Raw genomic sequence first — 17,688 nt, forward strand, 5'->3', positions numbered from 1 at the left:
AGCCTGGACAGTGGAGACGTGGCCCCATGAGCGCAGCGGAGCAACTCCAGGCGGAAACCAAACCGGCGGCTGCGCTTTCTGTTCGCCATCTCGTCAAGGACTTTCCGGTTCGCGGCGGCCTCGTCTTCGACCGTGCCGTTGCCCATGTCCGTGCGGTCGCCGATGTCTCGTTCGACGTAGCACCAGGCGAAACGCTGGGTCTGGTCGGTGAATCCGGTTGCGGCAAGTCGACCCTCGGGCGCTGCCTGATGCGGCTGATCGAGCCGACCAGCGGCGAAAGCTGGTTCCGTGGCCAGAACCTGCTCGCGCTCAATCACGAAGACATGCGCCTGATGCGGCGCTACATCCAGCTCGTCTTCCAGGATCCCTACGGGTCGCTGCATCCGCGCATGCGCATTGCCGACAACATCGCCGAGCCGCTGCGCATGAGCGACATGTCGGCGACCGACCGCCGCGCGCGCGTCGCCGAATTGCTCGAACTGGTGCGGCTCAATCCCGAGCATGGCAAGCGCTATCCGCACGAACTGTCCGGCGGCCAGCGCCAGCGCGTCGTCATTGCCCGCGCGCTGGCACTCAATCCGCAAGTGGTGATCCTCGACGAGCCGGTTTCGGCCCTCGACGTTTCGGTGCAGGCCGGCGTGCTCAATTTGCTCAAGGACATCCAGCAATCCTTCGGCACCTCCTATCTGTTCATCGCGCATGATCTGTCCGTCGTGCGCCACATCTCGCATCAGGTCGCGGTGATGTATCTCGGCAAGATCGTCGAGATCGCGCCGGCGGCCGAACTCTATTCGAGGGCGCTGCATCCCTACACCCAGGCGCTGCTGTCGGCGGTGCCGCTCGCCAATCCCGAGAAGGAGCGCAAGCGCGAGCGCATCGTGCTGAGCGGCGATGTGCCGAGCCCGCTCAACCCGCCATCCGGCTGCCGCTTCCGCACGCGCTGCTTCAAGGCGCAGGCGATCTGCGCTGCCGTCGAACCGCCGCTCGATCCGGCCGGTGGTTCGCATCGCGTCGCCTGCCATTTCCCGGAGCCGGTCAACACTTTCAGGGCTGTCTGAGTGGCCTGTCGAATTCACCCGAGGGAATTTTGATCGTGACTGAGGACCATTCCGCGAATGCCGGTACGGCAGAACCCGCGCGCTTGCCGCTCGAAGGCATCAAGGTTCTCGACCTCTCGCGTGTGCTGGCGGGTCCCTGGGCAACGATGAGCCTTGCCGATCTCGGCGCCGAGATCTGGAAGATCGAGAACATCGACGGCGGCGACGACACCAGGGCGTGGTCGGTGCCGAGCTACAAGGGTGTCTCGACCTACTATCTCTGCGCCAATCGCGGCAAGCAGAGCATCGCGCTCGACATGAAAAGCCCGCAGGGGCTGGCGATCGTGCGCGAGCTGGCGGCGAAGGCCGACATCGTCGTCGAGAATTTCCGCTCAGGTACCGCCGATAGGCTCGGCGTCGGGTTCAAGGAGCTGAGCGCGTCAAACCCGCGCCTGATCTACTGTTCGATCTCCGGCTACGGCCAGACCGGACCCGATGCCGGACGGCCCGGCTATGATTTCGTCATGCAGGCCGAAAGCGGCCTGATGGCCATCACCGGCGAGAGCAATGGCGAGCCGATGCGCGTCGGCGTCGCCATCACCGACATCGTCTGCGGCATGGTCGCCACTCAGTCCATCCTGGCAGCGCTTTTCGAGCGCGCGACAACTGGCAAGGGCCAATTCCTAGACCTGTCACTGATCGACTGTGCGCTCAGCCTGCTGATCAATGTCGGCAGCGGTTACCTTAACACCGGCCAAGAGGTCGCCCGCTACGGCAATGCCCATCCGACGGTCGTTCCCTATCAGATATTCGAAGCCTCCGATGGCAGCTTTGCGCTGGCGGTCGGCAATGACCGCCAGTTCGCGGCGCTGTGCGAGAAGGTCGTTGATCTGCCACATCTGGCTGGGGATGCGCGCTTCATCAAAGCAGGGGCGCGCGCCACCAACCGTGAGGCGCTGATCCCGCAACTAGCCGCCGTCTTCAAGACCAAGCCACGTGACCACTGGATGGCCACCTGTGCCGCCGCCAGCGTGCCGGCCGGCACGGTAAAATCGATACCGGAAGTCTTCGACAGTTCCAATGTGCGCGAGCGTGGCCTCGTCCAGACCTTGCCGCATCCGCATCTCGGCTCCGTCGCCATGGTGCGCCCGGCGCAGGGACTTGCCGCGCAGCTGACCGCGGACTTCACCGCGCCGCCGATGCTGGGCCAAGACACAGCTGCCGTGCTGGCCGACGTGCTCGGCTATAGCGCCGAGATCATCGACCAGCTGATCGGCACCGGCGCCGTCGGCGTCTATACGCCGGCCGCCGAACCGATCCCCGCCTGATCTTCATGGAGCCTGACGGGCCTTCGTCTCGCATTGCAGGTCGACTGAATGGTTCTTCAAGAGGGCGAAGAGCCGTTCCTTGTTTTGGCGCAATCCCCTGGGGAAAGCGCTATGCGCTTTTCCCGGGAAACCGCTTCACCTTTTCTGGAATTGCTCGGCCGGCTACTTCTGCTGGCCGTAATTCTTGTAGCGCCCGCGAATGGCGGGGATCTCGCTGCCCTCGATGAGCACCGGCGTGCCGGCGCTGCGCGCCAAAAGGTACTGCCGCGCCAGGGTTTCCAGCTTGATGGTGCGGATGAGGGCCGTGTCGAGATCGCCGCCGAAGGCGATCATGCCATGATTGGCGAGCAGGCAAGCCGTGCGGTCCTTGAGCGCGACGACGGCAACCTTGGCCAGTTCGCTTGACGCGAAAAGCGCATAGTCCGAGCAGCGCACATCATCGCCGCCGAAGCCCGCCACCATGTAGTGGAACAGCGGCAGCGGTTCACGCAGGCACGACAGCGCCACGCAATGGTCGGGATGGGCATGCACGACGGCGCCGGCCTCGGGAAACGCCTTGTAGATCTCGGCGTGCATCTCCCATTCGCTCGACGGCCGGAACGCACCGTCCCAGGATCCATCGAGCTGCATCGCCACCATCTGCTCCGGCCGCAAGGCGCTTGTGGCTATTCCCGTCGGCGTGATCAGCATGCCGCCTGTCGTGCGCACGCTGATGTTTCCGGTGGTGCCGACATTCATCCCGCTGGCGTCCAGCGTCTGCGTCGCGGTGATCAGGCTCGTGCGTTCGATTTCGAGTTCCATCACGATGCTCTCCTTGCCGGTGGCCATGTGTCGATCGCCGGCGCAATAGTGCTCGGCCGTGTCATGTCTTGCAGAACGTCGGTGAAGATATCGGGGCCGCCGAGCTTTCCCGATTTCAGCATCAGCGCCAGCGGATCGGAGGGCCGGCCGGGGAGGTGAGCGATGGCGCGCGACAGTCCGGGGCCCTCATAGGCGCCCATGGCGATCCGGTCGATGCCGAGCGCCTTCACCACCGAACCGGCGGTCTCGCCGCCGGCGACGACGAGCCGGCGGACGCCGAGTTCGCGCACCAGAATCTGGGCAATCCCGGCCAGGATCTCTTCCGCCCTTGCCGCCACCATATCGCGGCCATGCGCCTGCTGCAGCGCTTCGACGGTCGCTTGCGGCGCTGTCGTAGCAATGGCGATCATCGCGCCGGGCAAATGCCGTTGGGCGAAGGTACGCGCTTCGGCCATGACATCGGCGCCGGCAAAGGCGCTGGCAAGGTCAATCGTCAGCAGTGGATTGTTTTCCTCGAAACGCTCGAGCTGTTCGATGGTGCGGTCAGCGACGCTGCCGGCCAGCACCGCTGCCGGCCCTTCGACGGCCGGCAGGCTGGCGGCAACGAGATCGCCTGTATCCAGCAGCCCATGCGTGAGCCAGGCCGGTGGCAGATGCGCGGCGACTGAGGAATTACCGGTCATCAGCGGCAGGTCGAAGGTGGCTTCCGCGATCGCCGCCAGATCGCGCTCGCGGATGGTGTCGGTGACCAGCAGCGTCTCGCCACGCGCGCTGTGTGCTCGTATAGCGCTTCGGATGGCTCCAGCGCCGGCATCGACGACGAGATAGGGCACCAGCCCGACCTTGCCCCTGCTCTGCGCCTGCAGCACGCGAACCAGATTGGAATCGGTCATCGGCGTCAGCGGATCGAAGCGCTTGGGCGACTCAGCAAGCAGCTGGGGACCGCCGAACATATGCCCCTGATAGACGGTGCGCCCAGTCTCACACAGCGCAGGGGCGAACAGTGTGACGCCGCCGCCAAGGCGCTCGAGCAGCGCTTCGGCGCAAGGACCGATATTGCCCGCGGGCGTCGAATCGAAGGTGGCGCAATATTTGAAGAAGATCTGCCGCGCGCCAGCTTCGACCAGCCGGTCCGCGGCCTCCAGCACCTGGCGCACCGCATCGCTGGCTGCGATGACGCGGGTCTTCAGCAGGATCACATGGGCAAGATTGCCTGATGGGATCGGCGCGTCCAGCCCGACCGTGCATCCCGTCGGAATGCCGCGCGCGACCAGCATCGACGCCAGCTCGGTGCCGCCGGTCAGATCGTCGGCAATGGCGCCGAACAGCAAGGAAGGCATCGACGCGGTCATGCGGCCCGTCTCATGTCTGCCGGTTTCGGGGCGGCTTGTCTCATGTCGGTGGTCAGGCCATTCGTGGTATCATATACACAAGCCACGCGACGCAGGCGACGCCTGCGCTGTTGCAAGAACGGAGAGCGGATGTGACTGCTTCTATCGCGCCGATCGCGCGCGACAATCTGACGACGCGTGTCTATGAGGAGCTTCGCCGTGCCATGATGGAAGGCCGTTTCTGGCCGGGCCATCGCTTCAAGATCCGCGACCTTGCCGCCAGCCTTCAGGTGTCCGAGACGCCGGTGCGCGAGGCGCTGATGCAGTTGGTGCGCGAAAAAGGCCTGGAGATGGAGGCCGGCCGTTCGATCACCGTCGCCCAGCTGTCGCTGGCTCAGTATCTGGAACTGCGCAGCATCAGGCTGCATCTCGAAGGCATGGCGGGTGCCGCGGCAACGACGCGCATCGAGCCGCGCGAGATCGACCGTCTGGCGGCGGTGCATGAGAAACTCATTGCCAACGAGGACAATGGCCGCTGGTTCGAAGCCGTCCGCGACAATTGGGAATTCCATCACTCGATCTACCAGGCGGCGCAAATGCCGGAGCTGCTGGCCATCATCGAGGGAATCTGGCTGCGCAACGGACCGCTGGTGAACTACCAGTACCCGCACGCCCGGCCGACCTATGACGGCCGCCACCGGCATCTCGACATTCTTGAAGCGCTGCGGGCGCGCGACGAGAACGGTGTGCGCAAGGGCATTCAGCAGGACATGATCGAAGGCGGCCGCCTGCTGGTCAAGGTTCTCGAACGGCTGAACGACGGCGCGGTCACGCCGGAGGAACTGCGCCGCGCTGCGCAGAACGGCCGACTGGTGTCGGCCACCGGCTGAACAGTTTGTTCCTTTCCACCGCATTGGCGCCGGTCACGCCACCTGCGCCGCGGCGGCCATGCCCGCATCGGCAGCCTGCAGGGCGAGATCTATATCTTTTGCGGTGTGCGCAGCACTCAGGAACATGTTGTGCCGGGGATGGAAATAGGCGCCTTCGCGCAAGGCGGCCGAGCAGAAGGCGTTGGCCAGCTTGAATTCGGCATCGCCGTCGAACAGCACCATCGGCATCGACACCGGACCTGTCTGTCGCAGCGAAAGACCATGCTTCTTCGCTGCAGCATCGAGGCCTGAGCGCAGCCTGTCGCCGGCCTGTGTCATGTGGGTGACGGCGTCGGTGTCGCGCAGTGTGCTGATGGTGGCGATCGCCGCGGCCATTGCGACGGCGCCATACCAGAACGAACCCGTCACATAGACCTTGGTCGCGGCTTCGCGAAACCGGTCGGTGCCTGCGATGGCGGCCAGCGGATAGCCATTGGCGATCGCCTTCGAAAAGGCGGACAGGTCCGGCCGTACGCCGAGCGGCTCCCAGCTGCCGGCGAGGTCGATGCGGAAGCCGGCCCTGACATCATCGACGATCAGCGCCGCATCGGCGGCGGTGGTGAGTTCGCGCGCCCGTTTGGCGAAGGCGGCGGTCGGCAGTTCCTGGTCGCGGGCGATGTCGTGCCGGAAGGCAGTGACGACGACAGCAGCGAGATCGTTGCCGGCCTGCTCGACGGCCGCTTCGAGGCTGGCGACGTCATTGTAGTCGAAATGGATCAGATGGGCGCGGTCCTCGGCGGTGACGCCGGCCAGCGATGGCGTGCACCACGGCACGGCGCCGTGATAGGAGCCGCGCGCGACCAGCACCTTGCGTCGGCCGGTGCCGGCGCGCGCGATCGTCACGCAGGCCGTGGTGGCGTCGGTGCCGTTCTTCTGCAGCATTGCCCAGTCGGCATGCGCGACCGTCTTGACCAGCAGTTCCGCCAGCTCGACCAGCACCTCGCCGGGGCCGTTCATCGCATCGCCGAGGCGACGCTGCCGCTCGGCCGCCGCCTCGACCGCCTGATGATGGTGGCCGAGAATGTTGGGCCCCCAACTGCACATCAGGTCGATGTATTCGTGCCCGTCGACGTCCCAGACCCGGCAGCCGTCGGCGCGTTCGAAGAATTGTGGATAGGCGGAGCCGAGATAGCGCGTCGCCATGTGTCCCCACATGCCGCCCGGAATGACCGAGGCCGCACGCTCGCGCAGCAACTGGTCCTTGGAGTTGATCAGGGAAGGCATGACGAGGTCTCCGCTCATTGATATATCATATATTGAATGTGATGTTGGAAGAACAGGATTTGCTGGCCTTCCGGGATGGAGAACAGGGAGGCGACAGTCGCCTCCCTGTATTGTTTTGCTCAGTGGCTGAGTTCTGCCAGCGGCAGGTTGCAGCAGGCGCTGTAGCGCACGCCCTTGACGTCCGACTTGTAGGCCAGGATCAGGTTCGGGCTGATCAGCGGCAGGATGATCCTGTCCTTGATCATCTCCTCGCCGGCCTGGTGCCACAGCTTGGCGGCCTCGTCGCCGCTTGCCGCAAGGGCTGCCTTGTAGATATCCGCTTCCTTCGGGTTGAGCACCGACGGGTCGCGCTCCGCGCCGGCACGGCGCGACCAAGGGCTGCCCTTCGTCATGGCGAAATAGTCGATGTATTGCGAGGTGCCGTAATAGTCCGGCGCGTAGAACACCGCCGTCATTGGGATGCCGTCGCCATTGACGCGCTCGCGCCAATTGGCGAAGGGGATCGGCTGCAGGTCGAGCTTGATGTTGATCTTGGCCAGATCCTGCTGAACCTTCTGCATCAAGAGCGAGAGATCGACGCCGTAGACGTTCATGCCGGGGAACGCTGCCTCCATCTCGAAGCCGTCGGCGTGTCCGGCCTTGGCCAGAAGTTCCTTTGCCTTGGCAACGTCATAGGGCTGCGCCTCGAAGCCCGAACCGCCGGGGAAGCCGAGCGGGATCGGCGCGCTGATCAGCTGACCCTCGGAGCCGATGGTGAAGTCGAGGATAGCAGGACGGTCGAGACCGAGCGAAATGGCCTCGCGCACTTCGGGCGTCAGCGGCACCTTGTTGGCCTTGGCGCCGGGCGACAGCGCCACATAGATGAAGTTGTAGGACGGCACGGTCTCGATCTTGACGTCGCTGCCGGTCATCGTCTTGGCCGTGTCCGGGTCGATCTGCATGGCGATATCGGCGGTGCCGCTCTGCAGCATCTGCGCCTGCGCCACCGCATCCTTGGTCTGGCGTATGACGACTTCGCTCAGCGCCGGCGCCGTGCGCCAGTACTTGTCGTTGCGCGCCAGCCGCAGTTCCGAATTGGGCTCATAGGATTTCAGCACGAACGGCGCGCTGCCGGCCGAATGGGCCAGGAACCAGGCCTCGGCATTGTCTGTCGTCGAGGCGTCCGCATCGGCCTTGGCGCCGGCTTCGGAAGCAACCTTGCTGTTGACGACCGCTGCGTAGGGCGCCGCCGCGATGTTGAGGAATTCGGAGCTCGGCGCGACCATCTTGACGACGACCGTATGCGCGTCCGGAGTCTCGATCGAGGCGACATTGTCCATCAGGAACGAGGCGCTGCCCTTGAGGTTCTTCAGCCGCTCCCAGGACCATTTGACGTCCTTGGCTTCGACAGGCGAACCGTCCGAGAATTTGGCGGCCGGGTCGAGCGTAAAGGTGAAGCTGCTCTGGTCGGCATTGCCTTCCCACTTCGAGGCGAGCAGCGGGATCAGCTTGTTGTCCTTGTCCAGCGTCAGCAGCGATTCGTAGACGCTGGAATTGTAGATCTGGCAGGTGTCGCAGAAGGCGCGGTGCGGATCGAGCGAATTGAGGTCGATGTTACGCGCGATGACCAGCGGCTTGCTGTCCTGCGCGAAAGTGGCAGGCGCCCAGAAGGCGCTGGTGGCCAGCAGCACGGCCGCCAGCATCGTCGCCCTGGTCTTGGCTCTTGGTAGGATCGTCATGTCCATTTCATTCTCCCATTTTCTTGTCAGATCTTTGTGGCAATGCGTTGCTCTATCCACCCACGGCAATGAGGGATTGAAGCGCGGCCTTGAGCTTATCAGCGCCGCCCAGTGCGGCGCGGTTGAGCGGGGCCGATACGACGGGAGCCGAGAGGCTTCCCGTCACATGCAGGATCTCGTGATCGAGATAGTCGAACACGCGATCCTGAATCTCTTGTGTCAGCCGTCCGCCAAGCGACAGTCCACGCTGCACCTGCTCGACGACGGCCACCCGGTTGGTCTTGCGGATCGAGGCCTCCACCATCGGCCAGTCGAGCCCGGTCGGGTCGAGGCTGCGCAGGTCGATGATCTCGGCATCGACGCCGGTCTCCTCGACCACCTGCTTGGCGACGGCGACCATGCTGGCACTGGTGAGCAAGGTGCAGGCACTGCCCGGCCTGACGGTTTTCGCCTTGCCGAGTCGCACGCAATAATCGCGGTCATCCGCAGGCACAGGCCCTTCGCTCGGGAACAGTTCGACATGCTCGATGACGACGACCGGATCGTCGCATTTCAGCGCCGAATTCATCAGGCCGATATAGTCGAAGGGCGTCGTCGGGGCGACGATGCGCCAGCCGGGAAACAGCGCGAACAGGCCAGACGGATCGCCCGAATGCTGCGAGCCGTAGCCGGTGTGCGGCGAGACGCGCACCCGGATCACGATCGGCACCGGGAAGCCGCCGCCGAACATGTGGCGCACCTTGCTGACCGCATTGAACAGCTGGTCGGCGGCAACCAGGCAGAAATCGCCGAACATGATCTCGACGATAGGCCGCAGCCCGCAAAGCGCTGCACCCAGCGCCACGCCGACAAAACCGTTCTCGGCGATGGGCATTGCCAGTACACGCTCCGGCCAGCGTTCCAGCGCACCCTTTGTGGCGCCCGAAACGCCGCCGCGCAGCCGGTGCACATCCTCGCCCATGATAATGATGCGCGAATCCTTTTCCATGGCGCGCGCAATCACCTCGGACGCGGCAACCATGAACTTGACCGGCCTGGTGTCGGCTGGCGGCATATCCTCGATCTCGAGGAAACGCTCGCCCTTCAGTTCGGAAAGATCACCGCGTATCTGGTTGTCGACGCCGCCTGGGTCTGGCCACAGATGGTCGGGAATGCCCAGCGCGTTGCCACTCATTTCGGTGAGCGAATCGGCAGCGGTGTTGACCACCTCCATGACGCGCTGGTCGAGTGTGCCGAGGTCGGAAGCGTTCAAAATGCCCATCGTCTTCAGGCGAGCCGCCATCGTGACCAGCGGATCGCGCGCTTTCCAGGCGTCTTCCTCGGCCCGCGTGCGGTAGCCGAATTCGCTACCCGGGCGCGCGCCGCTCTGATGCAGGAAGCGGTAGCAAAGCGCCTCGACCAGCACCGGGCCACCGTCTTCCTCGATCGCCCGGCGCGCCTCGCGCATGGCATGGTGGACCGCCACCACATCCATGCCGTCGCATTCGATGCCGCGAAAGCCGAGCATAGGTCCGCGCGAGGCCAGCCGCGTCTCGCGCGTCTGCTCGTTGATGTGCGTCGAGACGGCATAGAGATTGTTTTCGGCGAAAAAGATCACCGGCAGCCGGTAGAGCGCGGCGATGTTCATCGCCTCATAGGCCGGCCCCGCCATCATCGTGCCGTCGCCGAAAAAGGCGACCGAGATGTTGCCGGTACCGAGCAGCTTGTCGGCCAGCGCATAGCCGGCCGCATGCGGCAGGTTGCCGCCAATGATCGCGCTGGTGCCAGGGATGCCGGAGGCATCGTCGCGCATATGCATCGAGCCGCCACGGCCGCCGCAATAGCCTGACTTGAGGCCCATGATCTCGGCCATCAAGCCGCGCACCGAGCCCTGCATGTCCGGGTTGAAAGCGTCATGCAACGGGTCGAATCCGCCGGGCGTCTGCGCGTTGACAAGCTTGGCCAAGACCTGGTGATGGGCGCGGTGGGTGCCGTTGATGCGGTCGCCCGTACCGAGCACGGACATGGCGCCGACCGCCGTCGCCTCTTGTCCGATGCTGGCATGCGCCGGACCATGCACCAGCCCGGCATTGGCGAGATCGAGCACTTTTTCCTCGAAACGGCGGATGAGCAGCATCTGCTGATACCAGCGCACCAGGCTCGAAACCTCGGCGTCGTTCCAGTCCGAATCGTCGACGTCGAGCCGCAACCAGGGCGCCGATGGCTGGATCGATGTCTGCTGGACCATGTCAGCTATTTCCGTTCTGGTAGATGATATATCAAATATTTTCTCAGTCGATTGCGTCCGGGCACTTTTCCTGGGCACTGCACTGGCTTGCGGGCACCGCACAAATGGAATTAAATTTCATTTTCTGTGCGAAGCCGAGACTAAGCCGGGACGGCGGCGTTCCGCAAGAGGAATTTTGAAGCCAGTTTTCGAGCCATTCCGGCGACAAGCCCCCTGCACCAATTCACGGAGGGAGCGGCTCTGCAAATCAGGCATTCGGCTGGCGGATCGGCTGGGTAAGCGAGCGGCTAGCGATCGGCCTGATGCTGGAAGAACTGCAAAAACAATTCCCGCTCGGTGGTGATGTCGAGCTTCTCGTAGATGCGCCGGCGATGGTTCTTGACCGTGCCGACGGTGATGCCGAGGCGCTCGGCGATGTTGGCCGTCGGGTGGCCGGCGAGGATCAACTGAACCAATTCCCGCTCGCGCAGCGACAGCTCCGGCCACAGACTGGCCGGGATCGTCGGCTCCTGCCGGGGCGAGGCGCCGGGGCCTGTCGGCGCCGACGTGCGGGAGAATTTGGTTCCGCGCGCCTTGATGTCGAGCGCATGCAGCGCCTCGAATACAGGCAACCGCTCGTCCAGCAAAGCGATCTCGCTCTCCTTGAACGACGTGGTCGAGCGGTCGAGGAAGATGCCGAGGCACCAGTCGCCGCCATCGGCAAGCATGATGCCGACCTCGTCGCAGATCTCCGACTGCGCCAGGAAGCCGGCAATGTACTGGCCGCGCTTGGCCTCGTCGTCGGCGAGCCGTTTCAGCGGCATGATGCCCAACCTGCGCTCGCGCCGCCACGAGGCATAGAACGGGTCGAACACGTAGTAATTGTGGAGATAGCGCCGGACCATCTCATCCGAGAAGCGCCGGTGCTTGATGAATTCGGGTGTCTGCGTCGCCGAATAGCGCGTCACCGTGACGAGGTCGTGGTCGATGTCGGCGCCGATCAGGTCGATCAGGCAGTCGACATGCCTGTCCGTGCCGATGGCGGCGATCGCTTTGGCGAGCGGCGCCCAGATATTGCCCATGCCCATGCCCTTTTCTCGGCGATGTCAGCCCAACCGTCATTGTGTCTTTAGGCATATGGCGCGAGGCCATCCAATGAATCTAGCCTGGCGTCAACCTAGACCAGATCCCGAGGCGACCGTGACCCAACCCAATCTCACCGCCCCCATTGTCGGCAACCCAATCGTCATCGGCATCGACGCCGGCGGCACCATGACCGACACGATCCTTGTCGATCAGGACGGCCACTTCAAGATCGGCAAGTCGGCGACCACGCCGAAGAACGAAGCCGAGGGTTTTCTGGCCTCGGCCGAGGACGCGGCGGATGCCTGGGGCATCTCGCTGGAATCATTGTTTTCAGGCGTCAACGTCGTGCTCTATTCCGGCACCGGCATGCTGAACACGCTGTTGTCGCGCACCGGCCGCCGGCTCGGCCTGATCACCACCAAGGGCCTCGAGGACATGATCCTGATGGGCCGCGGGCTGCAGGCCTGGGCCGATTATTCCTACGCCGACCGGCTGCATGCGGTCACCCACCATCATCCCGATCCGCTGGTGCCGCGCCGCCGCACCCATGGCGTCACCGAGCGGATCGACCAGTTCGGCGACGTCGTGCTGCCGCTCTATGAGCACGAGGTTTCTGCAGCCGCAAAAAAACTGATCGCCGACGAGGTCGAAGCGATCTGCATCATGACCATCTTCTCGCACGTCAATCCGGTGCACGAGAAGCGCATCGCGGAAATCTGCCGCGAAGAGGTCGACAAGGCCGGCGCCGACATCATCGTCTACACCAGCCACGAGGTCCGCCCGGTCATCCGCGAGCAGTCGCGGCTGAACTCGGTCCTGATCGAGGCCTACGCCACCTCGCGCGGCCGCAAGCAGCTTAGGGGTATCGAGGACGTCTCGAAGAAATACGGCTTCAAATATGGCGTGCAGACGCTGCTCTCCTTCGGCGGCCTGACCTCGATCAACCATCCGCGCCTGCATGAAACCATGATCTCCGGCCCGATCGGCGGCATCCTCGGTGCTGCCTATGTCGGCAAGCTGATCGGCAATGATTCGCTGATCTGCTCGGACATGGGCGGCACCTCTTTCGACATGGGCGTTATCACGCGCGGCCAGACGCGGATCGAGAACGAGCCGCTGATGGATCGCTTCAAGCTCAACGTGCCGACGCTGCACCTCGATACGATCGGTGCCGGCGCCGGCATGATCCTCAAGGTCGATCCGCTGACCAAGAAAGTCTCGCTTGGACCGGAAAGCGCCGGCTCCGATCCAGGTCCGATTTGCTTCGCCAGGGGCGGCACCGAACCGACCATTGCCGATTGCGATGCGATTCTCGGCCGTCTCAACCCGCACTATTTCCTCGGCGGCAAGGTCGTGCTGCAGGTCGAAAAGGCCCGCCGCGCCTTCCAGGAGAAATGCTCCGACATCCTGGGCGTCGGGCTGGAGGAAGCCGCCGAAGGCATGATCGACATGCTGGAGGCCGACGCCAACAACGCGCTGCGCCGCGTCATTTCGGGCCAGGGCATCCATCCCTCCGAGTTCACGCTGCTGTCCTATGGCGGCTCTGGCCCGCTGCACCTGGCCGGCTGTTCCAGGGGCATCGGCTTCAAGGACATCATCACCTTCCAGTTTGCGGCCGCCTTCTCCGCCTTCGGCTGCACCACGGCTGATTTCATGCGCCGGCATTCGGTGTCGACGCAGCACGACATCCCGTCACGCGCCGATGAGGCGACGCTGGCCGCCTTCGGCGTCAAGGTCACCACGGTCTGGAACGATCTGACCAAGGCCGCGGTCGACGAGATGATCGCCGACGGCCATGCGCGCGAGAAGATCAGGACCGTGCCGTTCCTGATGATGCGCTACACCGGCCAGCTCGAGGATGTCGAAGTCATGGCGCCGCTGGCTGAGGTCAACTCGGCCGACGACATGCGCAGTGTTATCGACGAGTTCGAGGCGGTCTACGCCAAGGTCAATCATCGCGTGTCGCGCTACGGCGAGGCCGGCTTCACCATCACCGAACTCGGGCTGATCGCCACCGCCGACAAGGTCAAACCGGTGCTGCTCAAGCGTCCGCTTGGCAAGTCGGATCCGGCTTCCGCGCACAAGGGCGTGCGTGAGGCCTATATCGGCGGACGCTGGCACAAGGCCAATCTCTACGAGATGGACCTGCTGCAGCCCGGTCACGAAGTCATCGGTCCGGCCATCATCGAACACCCCGCCACCACGCTCGTCGTTCATCCGCAGGACCGCGTCCATGTCGATGAATGGACGCTGCTGCACTACACCCACGCTTGAGAGGGCACCGCCATGTTGGACAAACCTGCCTCGGCCCTGCGCCTTCGCGAAAGACTGCTCGATTCCGAGCGGCTGATGGAAGAGACCGGCTGCTATGACGGCATCACGGAACTCACGCTGCGCAACCAGGATCCGCTGAAGTTCGAGACGCTGCACACCAAGCTGCGCGCCTATTGCGTCTCGGCTCGCGAAATGGCCCGCCGCATCTCGGCCTCGCCCGGCGTGCGCGAAGTCGGCGAGATGGTGGTCGCCATCTATACGCCCGAAGGCGACGCCATCGCGCTCTCCAACGGCATCATGGTGCATGTCCATACGATGAGCCGCTTCATCAAATGGATGATCAAGAACAATTACGAGGAAAACCCGAAAATCCGTGAAGGCGATATCTTCGCCAACAACGACGCCTTCATCGGCACCGTGCAGGTGCCTGATGTCATGGATGTGGTGCCGATCTTCCATGAAGGCACGCTGGTCGGCTGGTCCGGTGCCGTCTGCCACGAACTGGAAGCCGGCGGCATCACGCCGGGCGGCGATGTCTGCCTGGCGCAGGAGCGCTTCACCGAAGGCCTGTTCGTCTGCGCCGAGAAGATCGGCGAGAATGACGAGATCCGGCGCGACTACGTCATCCGCTGCGAGCGCAATCTGCGCATGCCGATCTACTGGGTGCTCGACGAGAAGGCCAAGGTCGCCTCCTGCATCGACATGCGCGAAAGCGTCAAGCAGCTGATCTCCGAGATCGGCCTCGACTACTGGATGAAGGTGTCGAAGGAGTTCATCGAGGAAGGCCGTCGCGCCCAGCTCGCCCGCACCCGCCAGCTCACCGTGCCCGGCATCTACCGCGGCCACACGTTCTACGGCCATGTCACGGCGGGAAAGCCCGGCTTCCAGCTGCTCGGCGATCCCGACTGGCTCTACAACATCCCGATCGAGATGGAGATCACGTCAGACGGCAAGATCACCATGGACTTCGAGGGCACGCAGCCCTGGGGCTACCATTCGATGAACTGCACGCCGGCCGGCATGGATGGCGGCATGTTCGTGACGCTGACCCAGCACATGAATTTCGAAGGCCTGGTCAATGACGGTGCCTGGATGGCGACCGAACTGAAACTGCCGCACGGCACCTGGACCAACCCCGACAACGAGATGGTGGCCACCGCCACCTCATGGGCGCTGCTGCTGCCGGCCTACGGCGTTTTCCAGCGGCTTTTGTCGCGCAGTTTTGTCGCGCGCGGCTTCGTCGAGGAGGCCTTTGTCGGCCAGGTCAACAGCCCGATGATCGAGATGGGCGGCGAAAGCCAATACGGCACGCCGTTCGGCATGGCGCATTTCGAGTGCGCTGCCGCCGGGTCCGGGGCGCTCGCCATCAAGGACGGTCTCGACACCGCCTATGTCGGCTGGAACCCGGAATCCGACATGGGCAACATCGAGGTCTGGGAACAGTCGATGCCGATGGTCTATATCGGCCGTTCGATCGTGCCGAATTCCGGCGGCGCCGGCAAATATCGCGGTGGCTGTTCCTTCGTCTCGACCTGGCTGATCAACAAGACCTCACATCTGCGGCTCCACACCTCCGAGCACTCCTCGCGCGTGTTCGACAATGGCGGCATGTGCGGTGGTTATCCGGCGCCGACCTGCCAGAAGCATCGCGCGGTGCGCAACTCAGACATTCACGAACTGGCAGCAAAAGGCGAACCGCTGGCGCATGCGCCCGGCATCGACCCTGACGTCTCCGACTACGAGAAGAACATCGGCGGCGACCATGTCGTGGTCGAAGGCCCCTACATCACCTCGCCGCACAAATCCGGCGACATCTTCAGCCATTCCTACAATGGCGGTGGCGGCTATGGCGACGTGCTGGAGCGCGATCCGATCAAGACGGCATGGGATGTCGAGAACGGCTTTCTCACCCGTGAAGCGGCGGACCAGGTTTTCGGCATTGTGCTGAAGGACGATGAAGACGGTTATCCCGTCGCCGATATCGACGCCACGGTCGAACGCCGCGCCGCCATGCGCAAAGAGCGCCTGGCTAACGCGATTCCGGTGGCGGATTGGATCGCCAAGGAGCGTGGCCGCGTCGGAAAGGCCGACTTCGCGCCCGAAGTGAAGAAAATGTACGCCAGCGCGATCAAGCTGTCGTCGCGCTTCACCAAGGAATTCAGCGATTTCTGGAACGTCGACGCCAAATCGATCTTCACGCCGGGAGCCAAGCCATGACCTCATACAGCAAGGAAGTTCTGGGCGATCTGGCCGCCGGCAAGCTGCCCTGGCCGCAGACAAGGCGCATCATGAGTGCCTACAAGGATGACGACCGTTTCTTCAAGATGGTTGCCGTCTATCAGGATCGTGTCGCCTGGAAGGACCCGATCCTGCTGCCGGTCTCGGACCATCTGTTCATCTGCCAGAGTGGCGATGAGCGCATTACCCGCTGCGAATGCGGCCACTCCTTCGGCGACTATCGGAAGAACTGGAAGCTCAACGCCGTGATTAACGTGCGCAACACCGAGGAGGCTTTGCGCGAGATCTATCCCAACAGCGATCTCCCTGATCCCGAATGGATGGAAATCCGGGAGTTCATCTGCCCGGAGTGCGGGACGCTGCATGAGGTCGAGGCGGCGGCACCCGGTTATCCCATCGTGCATGATTTCGAACCCGACCTCGAAGGCTTTTATCGCGAATGGCTGGGCAGACCGCTTCAGGGGTCCTGAACCCTCGTCGATGGAGGCTGCGCCGCTGTGATTGCCAAATCCGGTCAGGACTGATTGCCTGCCCAAACGAAGCGGAGACCGTGCGCCATGAACAACCTTTCCGGCCGTAGCGCCATCGTGACCGGCGGTTTCTCGGGCATGGGCTTCGCCATTGCCACGGCTTTGGCCGAGGCTGGGGCCAATGTCGCCGTCGGCTCCTACATCGCGCCTGCCGGTGCCGACAGATCCGATGCCGCCTACTATCCGGCCGCCGACGAGATCGAGCGCGTGCGCTCGGCCCTTGCCGTCCATGGAACGAAAGTTCACGCCGCACACCTTGACGTTCGCGACAGCGACGTCACCAACCGTTTCGCGGCTGACGCCGAGACGGCCATCGGCCCCGCCGACATTCTGGTCAACGCCGCCGGCACCACCGCCGAGCAGCCGGTCTGCGGCCATTCCGACGCGCTTTGGGACAAGATCGTCGACACCAACCTGACCGGCGCCTTCCGCGTCACGCGTGCCGTGCTGCCGGGTATGATCGAGCGCGGCTGGGGCCGCATCGTCAACATTGGCTCGACGGCCGCCTTGGTCGGGTGGAAGGACAACCCGGCCTACTGCGCGTCCAAGGCCGGCCTGCTGGGTCTCACCCGCTGCGTGGCGCTGGAAGGGGCGGCGCATGGCGTCACCTGCGTTATGATCAGCCCGACCTGGGTCGAGACCGAACTGATGCGCCGCAATGTGGCGCAGGTCGTCGAGCGCGAAGGCAAGGGGCGCACGCCAGAGGAAGCGATGGCCGAGATCGCCAGGGGCAACCCGCAGCAGCGCCTGCTGCAGCCGCAGGAGATTGCCGCTCTGGCCGTCTTCCTGTGCTCGGATCTCGCCAAGGGCATCACCATGGAAAACATCCAGATCACCGGCGGAGCGCTTTGGTAGCGTCTCGGACACGCAACCGGCTGATCTCTCCGCAGATGCCTCGCTGTAAGACAAGGTGACCGGATTTGCCATTGAGCGCCGGGCGCAATAGGTTATATTGCACTGCACAATGGAGACGCCGTTTATTGCAC

General features: G+C 63.9%; 13 protein-coding genes. 7 read left to right on the top strand and 6 right to left on the bottom strand.

The features are described from left to right. Positions 1 to 26 precede the first annotated feature (26 nt). Together EN991_RS00005 and EN991_RS00010 are read left to right on the top strand one after the other, a co-directional pair. Positions 27 to 1,058, top strand: coding sequence for a dipeptide ABC transporter ATP-binding protein (locus tag EN991_RS00005; protein WP_013528135.1), 1,032 nt, complete (start codon positions 27 to 29; stop codon positions 1,056 to 1,058). A 35-nt stretch (positions 1,059 to 1,093) separates the two neighbouring features. After that, the gene (locus EN991_RS00010) at positions 1,094 to 2,365 is read left to right on the top strand and encodes a CaiB/BaiF CoA-transferase family protein (protein WP_032809937.1); all 1,272 of its coding nucleotides are present in this window, start codon (positions 1,094 to 1,096) and stop codon (positions 2,363 to 2,365) included. Positions 2,366 to 2,527: 162 nt separating this feature from the next. On the opposite strand, the gene EN991_RS00015 is transcribed toward EN991_RS00010, so the two are convergent. Both EN991_RS00015 and otnK read right to left on the bottom strand, forming a co-directional pair. Next, positions 2,528 to 3,193 carry a class II aldolase/adducin family protein gene (locus EN991_RS00015; RefSeq protein WP_245460865.1) on the bottom strand — a complete coding sequence of 222 codons (666 nt, stop codon included), beginning with the start codon at positions 3,191 to 3,193 and terminating at the stop codon, positions 2,528 to 2,530. Further along, complete coding sequence (otnK, locus tag EN991_RS00020; protein ID WP_127367908.1) at positions 3,166 to 4,518, bottom strand: 3-oxo-tetronate kinase; 1,353 nt, start codon at positions 4,516 to 4,518, stop codon at positions 3,166 to 3,168. Before otnK ends, EN991_RS00015 begins: the two co-directional genes overlap by 28 nt. A 131-nt stretch (positions 4,519 to 4,649) precedes the next feature. On the opposite strand from otnK, the gene EN991_RS00025 reads away from it, so the two are divergent. Beyond that, the gene (locus EN991_RS00025) at positions 4,650 to 5,387 is read left to right on the top strand and encodes a GntR family transcriptional regulator (protein WP_013528131.1); all 738 of its coding nucleotides are present in this window, start codon (positions 4,650 to 4,652) and stop codon (positions 5,385 to 5,387) included. 33 nt (positions 5,388 to 5,420) lie between these two features. On the opposite strand, the gene EN991_RS00030 is transcribed toward EN991_RS00025, so the two are convergent. The 4 genes from EN991_RS00030 to EN991_RS00045 all read right to left on the bottom strand — a co-directional run bounded on the left by EN991_RS00030 (position 5,421) and on the right by EN991_RS00045 (position 11,662). Continuing rightward, entirely contained in the window at positions 5,421 to 6,650 is a 1,230-nt protein-coding gene (locus tag EN991_RS00030; RefSeq protein ID WP_084015555.1) for an aminotransferase class III-fold pyridoxal phosphate-dependent enzyme, read from the bottom strand. 119 nt (positions 6,651 to 6,769) lie between these two features. Then, positions 6,770 to 8,332 (bottom strand): ABC transporter substrate-binding protein, encoded by a 1,563-nt coding sequence (locus EN991_RS00035; protein WP_164747171.1) that lies wholly within the window; start codon positions 8,330 to 8,332, stop codon positions 6,770 to 6,772. An 88-nt stretch (positions 8,333 to 8,420) separates the two neighbouring features. Next, the gene (locus EN991_RS00040) at positions 8,421 to 10,595 is read right to left on the bottom strand and encodes an alpha-ketoacid dehydrogenase subunit alpha/beta (RefSeq protein ID WP_127367909.1); all 2,175 of its coding nucleotides are present in this window, start codon (positions 10,593 to 10,595) and stop codon (positions 8,421 to 8,423) included. 287 nt (positions 10,596 to 10,882) lie between these two features. After that, on the bottom strand, positions 10,883 to 11,662 hold the full coding sequence (locus tag EN991_RS00045) for a helix-turn-helix transcriptional regulator (RefSeq protein ID WP_063169873.1): 780 nt from the start codon (positions 11,660 to 11,662) through the stop codon (positions 10,883 to 10,885). A 112-nt stretch (positions 11,663 to 11,774) separates the two neighbouring features. Between EN991_RS00045 and EN991_RS00050 the strand changes: the two genes are divergently transcribed. The 4 genes from EN991_RS00050 to EN991_RS00065 all read left to right on the top strand — a co-directional run bounded on the left by EN991_RS00050 (position 11,775) and on the right by EN991_RS00065 (position 17,557). Continuing rightward, positions 11,775 to 13,934 (top strand): hydantoinase/oxoprolinase family protein, encoded by a 2,160-nt coding sequence (locus EN991_RS00050; RefSeq protein WP_127367910.1) that lies wholly within the window; start codon positions 11,775 to 11,777, stop codon positions 13,932 to 13,934. A 12-nt stretch (positions 13,935 to 13,946) separates the two neighbouring features. After that, positions 13,947 to 16,151, top strand: a complete 2,205-nt coding sequence (locus tag EN991_RS00055; RefSeq protein WP_127367911.1) for a hydantoinase B/oxoprolinase family protein — start codon at positions 13,947 to 13,949, stop codon at positions 16,149 to 16,151. Next, positions 16,148 to 16,642: an acetone carboxylase subunit gamma gene (locus tag EN991_RS00060; RefSeq protein ID WP_127367912.1), complete on the top strand. Its 495-nt coding sequence runs from the start codon at positions 16,148 to 16,150 to the stop codon at positions 16,640 to 16,642. Before EN991_RS00055 ends, EN991_RS00060 begins: the two co-directional genes overlap by 4 nt. 87 nt (positions 16,643 to 16,729) lie before the next feature. Then, the gene (locus EN991_RS00065) at positions 16,730 to 17,557 is read left to right on the top strand and encodes an SDR family NAD(P)-dependent oxidoreductase (protein WP_127367913.1); all 828 of its coding nucleotides are present in this window, start codon (positions 16,730 to 16,732) and stop codon (positions 17,555 to 17,557) included. The last annotated feature ends 131 nt before the right edge of the window (positions 17,558 to 17,688 follow it).

The sequence above is a fragment of the Mesorhizobium sp. M7A.F.Ca.US.005.03.2.1 genome (genome assembly GCF_003997795.1).
GTDB lineage: Bacteria > Pseudomonadota > Alphaproteobacteria > Rhizobiales > Rhizobiaceae > Mesorhizobium > Mesorhizobium ciceri.